Source organism: Rhodococcus sp. IEGM 1302, from assembly GCF_030056935.1.
GTDB classification, from domain to species: Bacteria; Actinomycetota; Actinomycetes; order Mycobacteriales; family Mycobacteriaceae; genus Rhodococcus_F; species Rhodococcus_F qingshengii.
Map to the genome: position 1 here is coordinate 18648 of NZ_JASHKY010000041.1, position 14372 is coordinate 33019.

Below are 14372 nucleotides of genomic sequence, written 5' to 3' on the forward strand. Positions count from 1 at the left end.
CCTTTTGACGGAACGGAACTCAATCCCGAGATCCCGTTTCTCCAACCAGCACTGCGCCCCACACAACGATCCATCTCTCCCCTACCTCCTTCATCCGAGTGATTACTACCTTGGACGCCGCGAAGTAAGGTTCGGTTCCGCAGATCGCGTTCACTCTTGAACGAAGCAATCCAGGCGAGAACAATCGAACAATGTCGTGGACACCGAATCCGGACGCACTTCGCGGGCGAGTGGCTGTAGTTGCCGGGGCGACGAGGGGCGCCGGACGCGGAATCGCCGCGGCCTTGGGCGAGGCCGGTGCAACCGTCATCTGCACTGGCCGGAGCACATCTGCCGGAATTCTTCAGTCGGACTATCCGCGCGGAGAGACCATCGAAGAGACGGCAGAGCAGGTCACCGAGCTGGGCGGCGTCGGCGTGCCGATTGCCGTCGATCATCTCAAGAGCAAACAAGTGGCTGATCTCGCCGAACGCTTGCGAATCGACTATCACCACATCGACATCTTGGTCAACGACATCTGGGGCGCGGAATTACTCAAGGGTGGGCCGGCGGAGTGGAACACGCCGGTATGGGAACACGATCTGGACAAGGGCTTTCACATTCTGCGCCTGGCGATCGACACCCACATCACTACGTCGCACCACCTCCTGCCGCTGATGATCGATCGGCCGGGCGGACTGGTCGCCGAAATAACCGATGGCACTACCGAATACAACGCATCGAACTATCGCATCTCGGTGTTCTACGACTTGGCCAAGGTGTCCGTGAACAGGCTCGCATTTTCGCAAGGCCACGAACTTGCCCCGTTCGGCTGTACTGCCGTCGCCATCACTCCCGGGTTCCTGCGATCGGAGATGATGCTCGACAATTTTGGTGTCGGCGAATCGAATTGGCGTGACGCTCTGTTGCCGGAGCGCGATGGCCCGACTGCGCCCGCGGATTTCGCACGCTCCGAGTCACCAAGATTCATCGGACGTGCGATCGCGGCCATCGCTGCCGATCCGAATCGACAGCGATGGAATCAGCGATCGGTCAGTTCAGGCGAACTCGGAACGGAATACGGGTTCACCGACGCGGACGGCAGCCGCCCCGATTTCTGGCGGACCAAATGAATCCGGCTGCGATTATGATCCGCGCATGGCCGAATTCGCGACGATCGACGAATACATCGCTTCGTTTCCCACCGACGTGCAACCAGCCCTCGAGAGTATCCGCGAGACGATTCACAACACGGTTCCAGGCCTCGATGAGACCATCAGCTATCAGATGCCGACCATGACGGTGAACGGAAAGAACCTGATTCACTTCGCAGGCTGGAAAAACCACATCTCGATGTACCCGCTCCCGGCGGGTGACGCCGAGTTCGAGAAGTCCGTCGACCCTTACCGGGCTGCGAAATCAACGGTGAAGTTCCCGCTGAACAAACCGATCCCTCTCGATCTCGTGGCTCAGATCGTCGAATTGCTCGCGCAGCGCCACTAACGTCCGTTCTCGTCGGAGCCTTGTGAGAACGTATGGCCGTGCAGAGACAACCCATCCGCCGCATCAAGGCCGGGCCATCGTCGGGCGCCGACGTAGGCAGCTGGCCGATGACGGTGCCTGCAGTCGCGCAGATCGTTCAGCACGGTCTCGAGCTACCACCGGGTGTCACCATTCTGGTCGGCGAAAACGGAGCGGGAAAGTCGACCGTCATCGAAATTATTGCCGCCGTTCTCGGTCTCAACGCCGAAGGCGGGTCGACCAATACGCGGCATCAGACTCGATCGAGTGAACCGGGCGGCCTCGACCTTGTGCTCGAACGGAGTCCCGGAGCATCGAAGTGGGCGTACTACCTCCGAGACGAAACCCTGCACGGTTTGTACACGTACTTGGAGGACAACCCCAATCCCAAGCGACCTGAACCGCTTTACCATCACCTCTCCCACGGTGAGGCGCTGCTCGAGATCCTGTCGTCGAGGACCTCCGACGGCGGCTTCTATCTCATCGACGAACCCGATGCCGCACTCTCCTTCCAGGGGACCCTGACACTGGCCGCGCTGCTCGGCGAGCTGGTGGAATCCGGCGCGCAGGCGGTGATCGCGACGCACTCGCCGATCATCGCGGCGCTGCCGAACGCCAACCTGCTCGAGATCGGAGAATGGGGAATCCGAGCCTCGAGCTGGGAGGACCTCGATCTGGTGTCGAACTGGCAGCGGTTCCTTCACGACCCGCACACGTACCTGCGCCATCTGATCTAACCTGGAACTCCACCCCAGGAGGCCTCCATGGCATACGACAAAGCGCTGGCTGAGCGTATCCGCGATGCGCTCTCGGGCGAGGACGACGTCGAGGAAGTAAAGATGTTCGGTGGGCTGAGCTTCATGGTGAACGGGAAGCTGGCCGCCAGTGCGAACTCACACGGCAACATCATGGTTCGGTGTGACCCCGATCGAGTCGACGAGCTTCTGACGCACAAGGGTGCAAGCTGGCCCGAGATGCGGGGTAAGCCGATGAGCAAGGGATGGATCGTCGTCGACCGAACCGGGACGAGTTCGAACGTCGAATTCAACGCGTGGATCAAGGAAGCTCTGGACTTCGTTCACTGACAGCTGGGGTGCGTTGCCGAAGATATCTGACGAGACTGGTGTGGCCGCGGGCTCTCGCGTCGGTGAGAGACTAAACCGTGCCCGATCGACCTGAGATTGTCTGTATCTGCGGCTCTGCGCGATTCGCTGAAGAGATGCGGGAGGCGAACCGCGACCTGACGTTCGCGGGCGTGATCGTCGTCGCGCCGGTTGAAGCAGACGAGGCGGTCTCTGTCGAGCAGAAGATCCTGCTCGACGCGCTCCACCTGCGCAAGATCGACCTCGCCGATCGGGTTCTGGTCGTCAACCCTCGCGGATACATCGGTGAGTCCACGCGCCGAGAGATCGCGTACGCGCGCGCCGCCGGCAAACCAGTGTCGTTCACGACGCCGTTTGAACAGTAAGCGCCTCGTCGGTGCGGGCTGCAACGAATGTTCTCACGCCGAGTTGCTCGAGCCCTAGCGCCGGTTCAATCAATTTCGCTCGATTCGGCAAAAGTGAACTGGGCGGCCCTTAGACTCCGGAAAAGCATTGGATTGGGCGGCTCGACGCCGCGGAGGAAAGGTGGTCCGTCCCGTGACGTTCACACCCAATCAGCCGGATCACCAACGCGCCTTCGGGTTTCAGCTGCCGTCGACCCGCGCAATTCCCTCCCTCATGCCCGACCGTTTCGGACCTAGCCTCATCGGATCGCTCTGGGCGTGCGCCGGGATCGTCGCCGGAAGCCTCGGCCCGTGGACGTCATCCTCCGCGCTGGACCACAGTGGTATCGACGAATGCGGAGTGATCACTCTCGTCCTCGCTCTGTGTGCGGTGACCGCGCTGATCACCCTCATGGTTCGAGACGTCACGCCCGAGATCAAGAATCACTGCACCGGCCCTTTGGTCGGAATCGCGGTCTTGATCGTTGCCGTCGGAAACGCCGCGTCCATCGTGCGACGTAGTACCGAGTTCGCAGGGCACACTGCCGGACCGTCCATCGGGTGGGGACTGTGGGTGGTCATCGCGTCCGCAGTGATCCTGTGCATCACGTCGTCGACCGTCGCGCACATGATCAGGTTTCAGGCAGCAATGATCACAAGGTCTTGATCAGACCGCCGTCGATCACGAAATCCGCGCCTGTCACGTTCCCCGCACGATCGCTGGCGAGGAACAACACCAGGTCGGCAACCTCTTCGGGGAAGGTGAACCGCCCAGTCTCGGCTCCGGCCGCGGCGCTTTCGACGATGTCGTCGGCGGCTGATCCGCTCGCCTTCGCCAGCGTCGAGGCCACTCCGTGCTTGCCGAGCCACAACTCCGTTTGCACCGGGCCAGGGCTGACGGTATTGACGCGGATCCCCTGCCCGCCCAGTTCTTTGGACAACGACTTCGAGAAGTTGGTCAACGCCGCTTTGGCGGCGCTGTAGTCGATCACCGTGGGGTCAGGTAAGAATGCGTTGACCGAACTGATCGTCACGATGCTCCCGCCACCTCGGCGGATCAACTCCGGCAGCGCAGCGCGAACAGTGCGTACAGCCGACAAGAACGTCAGATTGAACGACGCCGCCCACTCTTCGTCTGTGATGGCCGCGAAACCGCTCGTTCTCGGGGTGACGGCGCCGACGTTGTTGACCAGGATGTCGACGCCGCCCCTCGCTGCTGCAACCTCGAGCAGTCGGGTTGATCCTTCGACACTCGCGAGGTCGACGCCGACAAAGGTGACGGCGCCGCCAGACTGCAGCGATTCGAGTTCCGGCGAGAGCGTCCGCGAGCCCGCGACGACGTGGACTCCCTCGGCCACCAGGGCCCGAGTGATCGCCAACCCGATACCTTTTCCCGCGCCGGTAACGACGGCAGTTCGTCCGTCCAATTGCAGATCCACTGCGGTCCCCGTTCGGTCCGGTGCGCAGCGTTGGGTGTGCGTGCGACAGCTCTAGAGTCGCCGCACGCACACCCTGGTAAACCTGCAGAACCAGCCGCTGTTACCTAGCCACTGTTACGAAGCGCAGTGGCAAGGCCGTTCATCGTCAGCTGGATACCCCGACGCACCTGATCGCTCTCGTCGCCGGAACGGTACCGACGGATCAGCTCGACCTGTAGATGGTTGAGAGGTTCGAGGTACGGGAACCGGTTGTGGACCGACCGCTCGAGGCCCGAGTTGTCGGCAAAGAGGTTCTCGTTGCCCGTGATTGCCTTGTACATGCGAATTGTGCGTTCGTGCTCGTCGGTGATCATTCCGAAGACTCGATCGCGCAGTTCGGCGTCGGGCACGAGGTCCGCGTACCGGGCCGCCAAACCGAGATCCGACTTCGACATCACCATGGCCATGTTCGAGAGCACGGTTCGGAAGAACGGCCACTTCTCGTACAGGGCCGTCAACGTGGCAAGCCGAGTGTCGTCTCCGTCTATCCATCTTTCGAACGCGGCGCCGGTTCCGTACCAACCCGGAAGCATCACGCGAGACTGACTCCACGAGAGCACCCAGGGAATCGCTCGCAGATCGGAGATCGCCTTGGTCTGCTTGCGCGAGGCCGGACGAGAGCCGATGTTGAGTGCCCCGATCTCGGCGACCGGTGTCGACGCTTCGAAGTACTGCACGAATCCTGGTGTGTCGTGGACCAATTCGCTGTACGCGGTGCGGGCGAGGGCCGCGAGCTCGTCCAGTACCGCGTAGGCAGCGTCGGCATCGCTGCCGAGTCCTTCGACGTCGAGCAACGTCGACTCGATAGTCGCGGCGATGAGTGTTTCGAGGTTGCGATGTGCCAGACGCGGTTCGGCGTACTTGGCCGCAATCACCTCACCCTGCTCGGTGATTCGCAGAGAACCAGCGACTGCACCGGGAGGCTGAGCCAGAATCGCTTCGTAACTCGGTCCGCCGCCACGTCCGACGGTTCCGCCGCGGCCGTGGAAGAGCCTCAACCTGATTCCGCTCTTACGCGCGGCATCGACGAGGTCGAGCTCGGCACGGTACAGCGCCCAGTTGGCAGCTAGATAGCCACCGTCCTTGTTCGAGTCGGAGTACCCGAGCATCACTTCCTGACTGTCACCGCGAGAACGGACGATCGCACGATAGATCGGGATGTCGAGCGTCGCCAGCAATGTGTCGGCGCCGCCCTGCAGATCCTCGATCGTCTCGAACAACGGGACGATTCCGATCGGGCAGGAGGGTTCGCTGCCGACGCCCGGATCGAGCACCCCGACCTCTTTGAGCAGCACTGCGGCCTCGAGCATGTCACTGACCGAGGTACACATGCTGATGATGTAGTTGGGTACCGCACCCGCTCCGAGAACCCGCACTGCCTTGGCACCGGCCGCCATGATGGCCAGTTCCTTGGTGGTCAATTCGCTGAACTCGGCGTCCGGCGAAGTCAGTGGTCGCCGCGTCGTCAACTCGGCCGACAGCAATTCGACTCGATCGGCTTCCGGCAAGGACGCGTAGTCCGGGTGAACTCCGGCCCACGCCAGAAGTTCTGCGACGACGCTTTCGTGTACCTCGGAGTTCTGCCGCATGTCCAGACCGGACAGGTGAAAGCCGAACACCTCCACCGCTTCTCGGAGCCGATCGAGTCGATCGTCGGCGATGGTCTCGTCACCGAAACGACGCAACGAGGTGTCGATGATTCCGAGATCCCGCTGCAACTGTGCCGGGTCGGTGTACGCCTCGAGTCCGTCGTCGGAGCCGTGGGCGGGCAACTCCCCCAGTACCGTCAGTGCTGTGGCGCTCAAGCGCCCGCGGATACCGCGAATCGCGCGACGGTACGGCTCGTCGGCCCGGAAGGCAGAGTCGTCGCCGGAGGTAGACGCCAGCAGATCGAGTTCGGGCGTGACGGAAACCAGCCGCGCCGACATCGACAGTTCACGCTCGAGATGTTCGAGTTCCTCGAGGTGATGCTCGAGAGCAGTCGCCGCAGCGCGCGACGTGGCGCGCTGGACGATTTCGCCGGTCACGTACGGATTGCCGTCTCGGTCACCGCCGATCCACGAACCCGGCCTCAGGATCGGTTCCGGCAGCAGGCCAGCTTCCGGCCAACGCGCGCGCAGAGCTTTGCGAACCTCCGCATTGATCTTGGGAATCACCTCGAACAACGCTGCGTCGTAGTAGCGCAGGCCTACCTCGATTTCATCCTGGATGCGGAGGCGGCTGAGCCGGATCAGAGCCGTCTGCCACAGGGTCAGGATCTGACGGCGCAATTGCAGATCTACATCAGCGGTTTCTGCGACGCTCAGCGCCGTGCGCTCGCGGTATCGCATCAACTCGGTGATCCGACTCTGCGTCTCGAACACCGTACGGCGTCGAGTCTCCGTCGGGTGAGCGGTGATGACGGGTGAGACCAGGGCGCCCCGAAGCGCTTCTTCGACGGTGGCCGAATCGATATCGGCTGCATCAAGTTTGGTGTACGTGGCCGCGAGAGTGCTGTCGCGGGGCGGTTCCCCCGCATTGACGTGGATGGCCCGTCGACGCTCGCGATGGATGTCCTCGGCCAGGTTGGCGAGCAGTGCGAAGTGACTGAACGCCCGGATGACGGGAATGGCGTCGTCCGTACTGATTTCGGCGAACAGCGACACCAGTTCGGCGCGATCGATCTCCGAACGACGGACTCGGAACGACTCGACACGGGCTCGCTCGACCAGATCGAACACATTGTCGCCGGCTTGCTCTCGCACTATTTGTCCGAGTATTCCGCCGAGAAGCCGGATGTCTTCGCGCAGCGGCTCGGTGGCCTCTCGCGGTGTTTCTCGATGCGACGCGGTTTCAGTCATCACACAATTATCGACCGAAACAAAGAACCCCGCTCGATAGGCGGGGTTCCGTGTCTGAAATTCGTGTGTGAAAAACTACCGGCTGTAAGTCATGAGCCGAGAATCAGGCGAACTTGATCTCCAGGCCGATGCCGACGATCGAAATGAGCCAGATCAACGCGGTGAAGACCGTCAACCGATCGAGGTTCTTCTCGACAACAGTCGATCCGGACAGGCTGGACTGGACACCGCCACCGAACAGACTCGACAAACCGCCGCCCTTACCGCGATGCAGGAGCACCAAGGCGATGAGGAGCAAGCTGGTGATGACCAGCAGGATATCCAGGAACAGTTTCATGTCTGTCTACGTCCACCAATCCAATAGGGACAACTACAACCGATAACACCATACAGGCGCGCGCAGATAGCCTGACCACATACCCGCCTCGCACATACTTTGCACCCGGCCAGGCACGACTCTTGGTCAGTGGCATCGATCACACTGTCGAGATACCGATTCAGTAGTTTTTCAGTTGACGCGACTCTACCTCCGAAAGGCCGGCTCCATGCTTTCCGACACTGCCCTGCCTGACACACCGCGTCTGGCTTCGATTCACAACTTCCGCGACGTGGCCGGCCCCGGGTACGTCACGACCAGCGGACAGGCGATGAGCCGCGGAGTCTTCTACCGTGCAAACGTACTGACGCCCTCGCCCGAGGATCTTGCAATCGTGGAATCGCTGGGGCTGACCGCCGTCTATGACGTGCGCTCCGAAACCGAGGCGAACGAAACTCCCGACATCGTGCCGGCGCCGGCGATGTACGCCCACATTCCCATCCTGTCCGGAAACATCCACGCCGAAGCGATGGCTCTCCGAACAGCGGACGCTGCAACAGCTTTCATGCAGAACATCAATCGCAGCTTTGTCGCAGACCCCGTCACTCGGAACGGATTTTCGCAGTTGTTCGCCGCCCTGGCGACCACCGAGGGGCCGCAACTCTTCCACTGCACGGCGGGCAAGGACCGAACAGGTTGGGCGGCAGCACTACTGCAGACACTCGCTGGTGTACCGCGCGAAACGATCACGGCGGACTACCTGCTCACGAACACGTACTCGGCCGAGTACATCGAGGCAACAGTCGCGAAGATCGCCGCTGCCACAGATGCAGACAAGGGCGAGGTGATCCGGTTGCTGCTTTCCGTCGACGCGAGTTACCTGGGCGCTGCCTTCGAGCAGGTCGAGCACCACTACGGAACCGTTGAGAACTATCTGACCGCCGGGTTGGAGCTTGCTCCCGAACTCGTCGGCGCTCTGGAAACCAAACTCCTGAGCTGACTCGCGAACAAAAAACTGCGGGCGTGTGATCTAGTCGGTCACACACCCGCAGTCTTAGTCTCGAGCAGTTTCAGCTCACTACCCGATCATCACGGGAGTGGACCGCCTGCAGCGATCGCAGACAGTGTCGCGAACTCGTCAGCCTTGAGTGACGCGCCGCCGACAAGAGCGCCGTCGACGTCGGCCTGGCCGACGATCTCTCCGACGTTCTTGGAGCTGACGCTACCGCCGTACAGAACGCGAACGCCGGCCGCGACCTCGGCGTCGGCAAGTTCGGCCACTGTTGCTCGTACCGCAGCACACACTTCCTGTGCATCGGCGGCAGAAGCGACACGGCCGGTGCCGATGGCCCAGACAGGTTCGTACGCGATGACGATCTTGGAGATCTCCTCCGCGCTCAGGCCCGCCAACGAACCCTTGAGCTGGTCGACGTTGTAGGCGACATGCTCGCCCGCTTCGCGGATCTCGAGGCCTTCGCCGATGCACACGATCGGCGTGAGGCCGTTCTTGAGAGCAGCCTTCGTCTTCGCGAGGACGGTCTCGTTGGTCTCACCGTGAAGGGTGCGACGCTCGGAGTGGCCGACCACGACGAAGGTGCAACCGAGCTTGGCCAGCATGGAGCCGCTGATCTCGCCCGTGAACGCACCCGAGTCATGAGCCGAGACATCTTGCGCGCCGTACGTGAGGAGGAGCTTGTCGCCCTCGATCAGCGTCTGGACGCTTCGGATGTCGGTGAACGGCGGGATGACCGTGACGTCCACTTTGTCGAAGTACTTCGCAGGCAAGGAGAAAGCGATCTTCTGCACCAGGGCGATAGCCTCGAGGTGGTTCAGATTCATCTTCCAGTTGCCGGCGATCAACGGCTTACGTACCATGTCGGATCAGCCTTCCAGTACTGCGATGCCAGGCAGCTCTTTGCCCTCGAGGTACTCGAGGGAAGCGCCACCACCGGTGGAAATGTGCGAGAAGCCCTCGTCCGGGATACCGAGTTGACGAACGGCTGCTGCGGAGTCGCCGCCGCCGACGACGCTGAAGGCGCCCTTCTCGGTTGCCTCCACGATTGCCTCGGCGACACCGCGGGTGCCTGCCTCGAACTTCGGGAACTCGAACACGCCCATCGGGCCGTTCCAGAACACCGTCTTGGCGCCGGTCAGGATCGCGGCAAAGCGCTTGACCGACTCCGGTCCGATGTCCAGACCCATCCAGCCGTCGGGAATCTTGTCGAACGGAACGATCTTCGACTCGGCATCGGCCGAGAAGGAGTCCGCGACGACAACATCCTGAGGGATGTGGATGACGTCGGCGTACCGGTCGAGGAGATCCTTGCAGGTCTCGATCATGGACTCTTCGCACAGCGAATTGCCCACGGACACACCCTGAGCCGCGAGGAACGTGTAGAACATTCCGCCGCCGATCACCAGAGTGTCGACCTTCGGCGCCAGTGCCTCGATGACGGCCAGCTTGTCCGAGACCTTGGAGCCACCGAGCACCACCGCGTACGGACGCGCCGCGTCCTGCGTGAGCTTGGCGAGCACCTCGACCTCGGCGCCGACCAGGTATCCGGCGTAATGCGGGAGCAGCTTCGCGACGTCGAAGACCGACGCCTGCTTACGGTGAACAACACCGAATCCGTCGGAGACGAATGCGCCGTCGTCACCGACCAGCTCGACGAGAGCCTTGGCGAGCTTGACCCGCTCGGCTTCGTCCTTGCTGGTCTCGCGAGGGTCGAAACGGATGTTCTCGAGCATCAGGACGTCACCGTCGGTGAGTCCTTCGGAACGAGCCAGCGCGTCCTGTCCCACGACGTCACCGGCGAGTTGCACGTTGCGACCGAGGATTTCGGCCAACTTCGCGGCAACCGGTGCGAGGGAGAACTTGGGATCGGGCTGACCGTCGGGGCGCCCGAGGTGCGCGGTCACGATGACCTTCGCTCCACCCTCGGCGAGTGCCCGCAGGGTGGGAGCGGACGCGACGATGCGACCCGGGTCCGTGATTTCTCCGCCATCCAACGGGACGTTGAGGTCGGAACGCACCAGTACGGTGCGCCCCTCGACCCCAGCGTCCAGCAGATCCTTCAGCGTCTGAACTGCCACTGTTATCGAAACTCCGCTCAGAGAGACTTGGCGACGAGGCCGATGAGGTCGGCGAGGCGGTTGGAGTAGCCCCACTCGTTGTCGTACCAGGAGACGATCTTGACCTGGTCGTCGATGACCTTCGTCAGACCCGAGTCGAAGATCGACGAGTGCGGGTCGGTGACGATGTCCGAGGAGACGATCGGTGCGTCGGTGTACTTCAGGATGCCCTTGAGGGGTCCTTCGGCAGCAGCCTTCATCGCGGCGTTGATCTCGTCGGCGGTGGCCGACTTCTTCAGGTTCGCGGTGAGGTCGGTGACCGAGCCCGTGGGGATCGGCACGCGCAGTGCGTAGCCGTCGAGCTTGCCGAGCAGCTGCGGGAGAACCAGGCCGATTGCCTTGGCTGCACCGGTACCGGTGGGAACGATGTTGAGGGCAGCTGCGCGGGCGCGACGGAGGTCTGCGTGCGGAGCGTCCTGCAGGTTCTGATCCTGGGTGTACGCGTGGATCGTGGTCATCAGACCCTTGACGATGCCGAACTCGTCGTCGAGAACCTTGGCGATGGGGCCGAGGCAGTTGGTGGTGCACGACGCGTTGGAGATGATGTTCTGGCTGCCGTCGTACTTGTCGTCGTTGACGCCCATCACGATGGTGATGTCTTCACCCTTGGCCGGAGCCGAGATGATGACCTTCTTGGCGCCGGCTTCGAGGTGTCCCTTGGCCTTTGCGGCGTCGGTGAAGATGCCGGTGGACTCGACGACGACGTCGACGCCCAGCTCGCCCCAGGGAAGTTCGTTCAACGGGCCACGGTGTGCGAGGGCCTTGATGCGCTGATCGCCGACGACGATCGTGTCGTCACCGTCGAGCGACACGTCGTACGGCAAACGGCCGAGGATGGAGTCGTACTTCAGCAGGTGAGCGAGCGTCGCGTTGTCAGTCAGGTCGTTGACTGCCACGATCTCGATATCGGTGGTTCCGAGCGCCTTCTGCGCATCCACCGCCCTGAAGAAGTTACGTCCGATACGGCCGAAACCGTTTACGCCAACCCGGACAGTCACAATTCGCTCCTTTGACCATGATTCTGGTGTGCAACTTGACCCACGCATACTCCGAATCCGTGTGTGCACGACGCGGACGTGGGGTTCATCGGTCGATGTGACTCATACCCTAATGCGCGTGGCCCGAACGTGCGCAGCCCACCCTGACGGAGGGCAGGTCACCCCTCTTCGAGTAGCTCCACATTCACTGCGGATTCGGTGTCGGGTATGCCCGTTTCCTTGGCCTTGCGATCAGCCATGGACAGCAGGCGACGGATACGTCCGGCAACGGCGTCCTTGGTCATCGGCGGGTCGGCCAACTGGCCGAGTTCTTCGAGGGACGCCTGCCGATGCTCGACGCGCAGTGCACCCGCCGCCGCGAGGTGATCGGGCACGTCCTCACCGAGGATCTCCAACGCACGCTCGACGCGCGCAGCAGCCGCAACGGCAGCGCGAGCAGAGCGTCGCAGGTTTGCGTCGTCGAAATTGGCGAGACGATTGGCGGTGGCGCGGACCTCGCGTCGCATCCGCCTCTCCTCCCACACCAGGCGTGTGTCCTGGGCTCCCATTCGGGTCAGGAGATCGCCGATGGCCTCACCGTCGCGGATCACCACACGATCCGTTCCGCGAACCTCACGTGCCTTCGCCGAGATCCCCAGACGCCGCGCAGCTCCAACCAGAGCAAGTGCAGCTTCCGGGCCGGGGCAGCTCACTTCGAGCGCCGACGAACGGCCGGGTTCGGTCAGGGAACCGTGCGCGAGGAACGCACCGCGCCACGCTGCTTCGGCGTCGCCGACACTTCCGCCGACGACCTGCGCAGGCAAGCCGCGAACCGGGCGCCCGCGAAGATCGAGCAGTCCCGTCTGGCGCGCGAGGGCCTCACCCTCCTTCGCCACACGCACGATGTAACGAGCGGACTTTCGAAGCCCGCCCGCACTGAGTACGTGCACGTCGGCACTGTAGGTGAACAGGTCGAATATCTCCCGGCGCAGACGTCGCGCCGTGGAGCCCAGATCCACCTCTGCTTCGACGACCACCCGGCCGCCGACGATGTGGAGCCCACCGGCAAAGCGCAGCAACGCGGAGACCTCTGCCTTGCGGCAGCTGACCTGAGTCACCACTAACCGGCTCAGTTCGTCCTTGACCTCCGCTGTCATTGCCACGAAGCGTTCTCCCTCTGTTCTTCGGATTGCTGTTCTTGCAGGGAAGACTGTGTCGAATCCCCTACTGCCGCACTGCTCGACAGTTCAGCCAGTACATCGGCCAGTTTTGCCGGATCGTGTACATGCGCTGCGCCCGGTGAGGTGTCCGCGACATCCGCGTACCTGACTTCGGCTGAAAATTGATCCGCCGCACGCTGCAGATGTTCACGTTCACGCCCGGCCGGTACCGACGCCGAGTCGACCACCACGTAGTCGACCCGGAAATCGGGCACGTGTTGGGAGAGTACGTGCAGGTGACGCTCCGCGGAGAATCCGGCGGTCTCCCCCGGCTCGGGTGCGAGATTGAGCACCAGTACCTTTCGAGCCTTCGTCGACGACAGTGATTCGACGAGTTCGGGTACCAGGACGTGTGGGATCACGCTCGAGAACCACGATCCCGGGCCGAGAACCACGAGATCGGCACGATCGATCGCAGTCACGGCATCGGGGCACGCGGGCGGATTGGACGGGAGCAGTCTCACACGCCGAACCTTGCCCGGGGTGGTCGCGACGGCAACCTGTCCACGAATGCAGCGGCTGACGCGGGGGTCCTCTTCGAGTCCCTGAACGTCGGCTTCGATCTCGAGCGCGATCGGCGACATCGGCAGCACACGGCCACGGATTCGCAGCAGTCGCGCCATCTCGTCGAGCGCGACGACCGGATCGCCGAGCACCTCGGTCAGTCCGGCCAGGATGAGATTGCCCACCGAGTGCCCGGCAAGTGCGCCGACACCGCCGAAGCGATGCTGAATGGTCCGAGTCCAGTCGACTATCTCGGGTTCGTCCGACGCGAGAGCTGCCAGCGCCATCCGGAGGTCTCCAGGCGGGATGACGCCGAGTTCGGCGCGCAGCCGGCCCGACGAACCACCGTCGTCGGCGACCGTGACCACGGCGGTGACGTCGACCGTCAAGCGTCTGACGGCCTGGAGCGTGGCGAACAATCCGTGCCCGCCGCCGAGCGCGACGATGGCCGGCCCCTCGGGTGTCTCCCGCGAGCGATGTGTCGGTTCACTCATTCGCGCCCCAGATCCCGGTGCACGATGCTGACCGAGATGTCGTCCTCGGAACCCAAACGCCTCGCGAGAGCTTCGGACATGGCTACGCTTCGGTGCTTACCGCCGGTGCATCCGACCGCAATTGTCATGTAGCGCTTTCCTTCTCGTCGATATCCGGCGATCGTCAAATCCACCAGATGTCGGTAGGTGTCGAGATAGTCTTCCGCGCCCTCGCGCGACAACACGTAGTCGCGGACGTCGGCGTCCTGACCGGTGTGCGGGCGAAGTTCAGGGATCCAGTGGGGATTGGGCAGGAAACGAACGTCACAGACGAGATCGGCGTCCATGGGCAGGCCGTACTTGAATCCGAACGACTGGACCGTCACCTTCATCGTGCGGTTGGCATCGTTTCCGAACGCCGTTTCGATCTTCTGACGCAGCTGATG

General features: G+C 62.7%; 16 protein-coding genes. 7 read left to right on the plus strand and 9 right to left on the minus strand.

What is annotated here, in order from left to right; translation table 11 throughout:
- Positions 1-191: 191 nt before the first annotated feature.
- The 6 genes from QM609_RS27915 (at position 192) to QM609_RS27940 (ending at position 3653) form a co-directional block, all read left to right on the plus strand.
- Positions 192-1112, plus strand: a complete 921-nt coding sequence (locus tag QM609_RS27915; protein WP_050656347.1) for an SDR family oxidoreductase — start codon at positions 192-194, stop codon at positions 1110-1112.
- A 25-nt stretch (positions 1113-1137) separates the two neighbouring features.
- Positions 1138-1482, plus strand: coding sequence for an iron chaperone (locus QM609_RS27920; RefSeq protein WP_050656346.1), 345 nt, complete (start codon positions 1138-1140; stop codon positions 1480-1482).
- A gap of 32 nt (positions 1483-1514) precedes the next feature.
- Positions 1515-2237: an AAA family ATPase gene (locus tag QM609_RS27925; protein WP_003944997.1), complete on the plus strand. Its 723-nt coding sequence runs from the start codon at positions 1515-1517 to the stop codon at positions 2235-2237.
- A gap of 27 nt (positions 2238-2264) precedes the next feature.
- Positions 2265-2585 carry a TfoX/Sxy family protein gene (locus QM609_RS27930; protein ID WP_003944891.1) on the plus strand — a complete coding sequence of 107 codons (321 nt, stop codon included), beginning with the start codon at positions 2265-2267 and terminating at the stop codon, positions 2583-2585.
- 134 nt (positions 2586-2719) lie between these two features.
- The gene (locus QM609_RS27935; RefSeq protein ID WP_218960106.1) at positions 2720-2968 is read left to right on the plus strand and encodes a hypothetical protein; all 249 of its coding nucleotides are present in this window, start codon (positions 2720-2722) and stop codon (positions 2966-2968) included.
- Positions 2969-3140: 172 nt separating this feature from the next.
- The gene (locus QM609_RS27940) at positions 3141-3653 is read left to right on the plus strand and encodes a hypothetical protein (RefSeq protein WP_007727952.1); all 513 of its coding nucleotides are present in this window, start codon (positions 3141-3143) and stop codon (positions 3651-3653) included.
- Here the strand turns inward: QM609_RS27940 and QM609_RS27945 are convergent.
- From QM609_RS27945 to secG, 3 genes are all read right to left on the minus strand, one after another.
- Positions 3640-4425 carry an oxidoreductase gene (locus tag QM609_RS27945; protein ID WP_042919818.1) on the minus strand — a complete coding sequence of 262 codons (786 nt, stop codon included), beginning with the start codon at positions 4423-4425 and terminating at the stop codon, positions 3640-3642. The genes QM609_RS27940 and QM609_RS27945 overlap by 14 nt on opposite strands.
- A gap of 104 nt (positions 4426-4529) precedes the next feature.
- The gene (gene ppc / locus QM609_RS27950) at positions 4530-7304 is read right to left on the minus strand and encodes a phosphoenolpyruvate carboxylase (protein WP_050656345.1); all 2775 of its coding nucleotides are present in this window, start codon (positions 7302-7304) and stop codon (positions 4530-4532) included.
- A 103-nt stretch (positions 7305-7407) separates the two neighbouring features.
- Positions 7408-7641: a preprotein translocase subunit SecG gene (gene secG, locus QM609_RS27955; protein ID WP_003944946.1), complete on the minus strand. Its 234-nt coding sequence runs from the start codon at positions 7639-7641 to the stop codon at positions 7408-7410.
- Between the two features lie 208 nt (positions 7642-7849).
- On the opposite strand from secG, the gene QM609_RS27960 reads away from it, so the two are divergent.
- Positions 7850-8620, plus strand: a complete 771-nt coding sequence (locus QM609_RS27960; protein WP_050656344.1) for a tyrosine-protein phosphatase — start codon at positions 7850-7852, stop codon at positions 8618-8620.
- An 89-nt stretch (positions 8621-8709) separates the two neighbouring features.
- Here QM609_RS27960 and tpiA read toward each other — a convergent pair whose 3' ends face one another.
- The 6 genes from tpiA to QM609_RS27990 all read right to left on the minus strand — a co-directional run.
- Positions 8710-9495, minus strand: a complete 786-nt coding sequence (gene tpiA, locus QM609_RS27965) for a triose-phosphate isomerase (RefSeq protein ID WP_050656343.1) — start codon at positions 9493-9495, stop codon at positions 8710-8712.
- 6 nt (positions 9496-9501) lie between these two features.
- Complete coding sequence (locus tag QM609_RS27970; protein ID WP_003944901.1) at positions 9502-10713, minus strand: phosphoglycerate kinase; 1212 nt, start codon at positions 10711-10713, stop codon at positions 9502-9504.
- 17 nt (positions 10714-10730) lie between these two features.
- The gene (gene gap / locus QM609_RS27975) at positions 10731-11750 is read right to left on the minus strand and encodes a type I glyceraldehyde-3-phosphate dehydrogenase (protein ID WP_003944851.1); all 1020 of its coding nucleotides are present in this window, start codon (positions 11748-11750) and stop codon (positions 10731-10733) included.
- Between the two features lie 158 nt (positions 11751-11908).
- The gene (gene whiA / locus QM609_RS27980) at positions 11909-12886 is read right to left on the minus strand and encodes a DNA-binding protein WhiA (protein WP_021344225.1); all 978 of its coding nucleotides are present in this window, start codon (positions 12884-12886) and stop codon (positions 11909-11911) included.
- Positions 12883-13947 carry a gluconeogenesis factor YvcK family protein gene (locus QM609_RS27985; RefSeq protein ID WP_003944943.1) on the minus strand — a complete coding sequence of 355 codons (1065 nt, stop codon included), beginning with the start codon at positions 13945-13947 and terminating at the stop codon, positions 12883-12885. The genes whiA and QM609_RS27985 overlap by 4 nt, the downstream gene beginning before the upstream one ends.
- Positions 13944-14372: RapZ C-terminal domain-containing protein (locus QM609_RS27990; protein ID WP_283337628.1), on the minus strand; the 429-nt coding region annotated here is incomplete at its 5' end. The genes QM609_RS27990 and QM609_RS27985, both read right to left, overlap by 4 nt.

Bases quoted from the DNA above. Each gene is read 5' to 3' on its own strand.
- secG (WP_003944946.1), bottom strand. From the start codon at position 7,641: ATGAAACTGTTCCTGGATATCCTGCTGGTCATCACCAGCTTGCTCCTC.
- ppc (WP_050656345.1), bottom strand. From the start codon at position 7,304: ATGACTGAAACCGCGTCGCATCGAGAAACACCGCGAGAGGCCACCGAG.
- QM609_RS27960 (WP_050656344.1), top strand. From the start codon at position 7,850: ATGCTTTCCGACACTGCCCTGCCTGACACACCGCGTCTGGCTTCGATT.
- QM609_RS27985 (WP_003944943.1), bottom strand. From the start codon at position 13,947: ATGAGTGAACCGACACATCGCTCGCGGGAGACACCCGAGGGGCCGGCC.
- QM609_RS27915 (WP_050656347.1), top strand. From the start codon at position 192: ATGTCGTGGACACCGAATCCGGACGCACTTCGCGGGCGAGTGGCTGTA.
- whiA (WP_021344225.1), bottom strand. From the start codon at position 12,886: ATGACAGCGGAGGTCAAGGACGAACTGAGCCGGTTAGTGGTGACTCAG.
- QM609_RS27925 (WP_003944997.1), top strand. From the start codon at position 1,515: ATGGCCGTGCAGAGACAACCCATCCGCCGCATCAAGGCCGGGCCATCG.
- QM609_RS27920 (WP_050656346.1), top strand. From the start codon at position 1,138: ATGGCCGAATTCGCGACGATCGACGAATACATCGCTTCGTTTCCCACC.
- tpiA (WP_050656343.1), bottom strand. From the start codon at position 9,495: ATGGTACGTAAGCCGTTGATCGCCGGCAACTGGAAGATGAATCTGAAC.
- QM609_RS27930 (WP_003944891.1), top strand. From the start codon at position 2,265: ATGGCATACGACAAAGCGCTGGCTGAGCGTATCCGCGATGCGCTCTCG.
- QM609_RS27935 (WP_218960106.1), top strand. From the start codon at position 2,720: ATGCGGGAGGCGAACCGCGACCTGACGTTCGCGGGCGTGATCGTCGTC.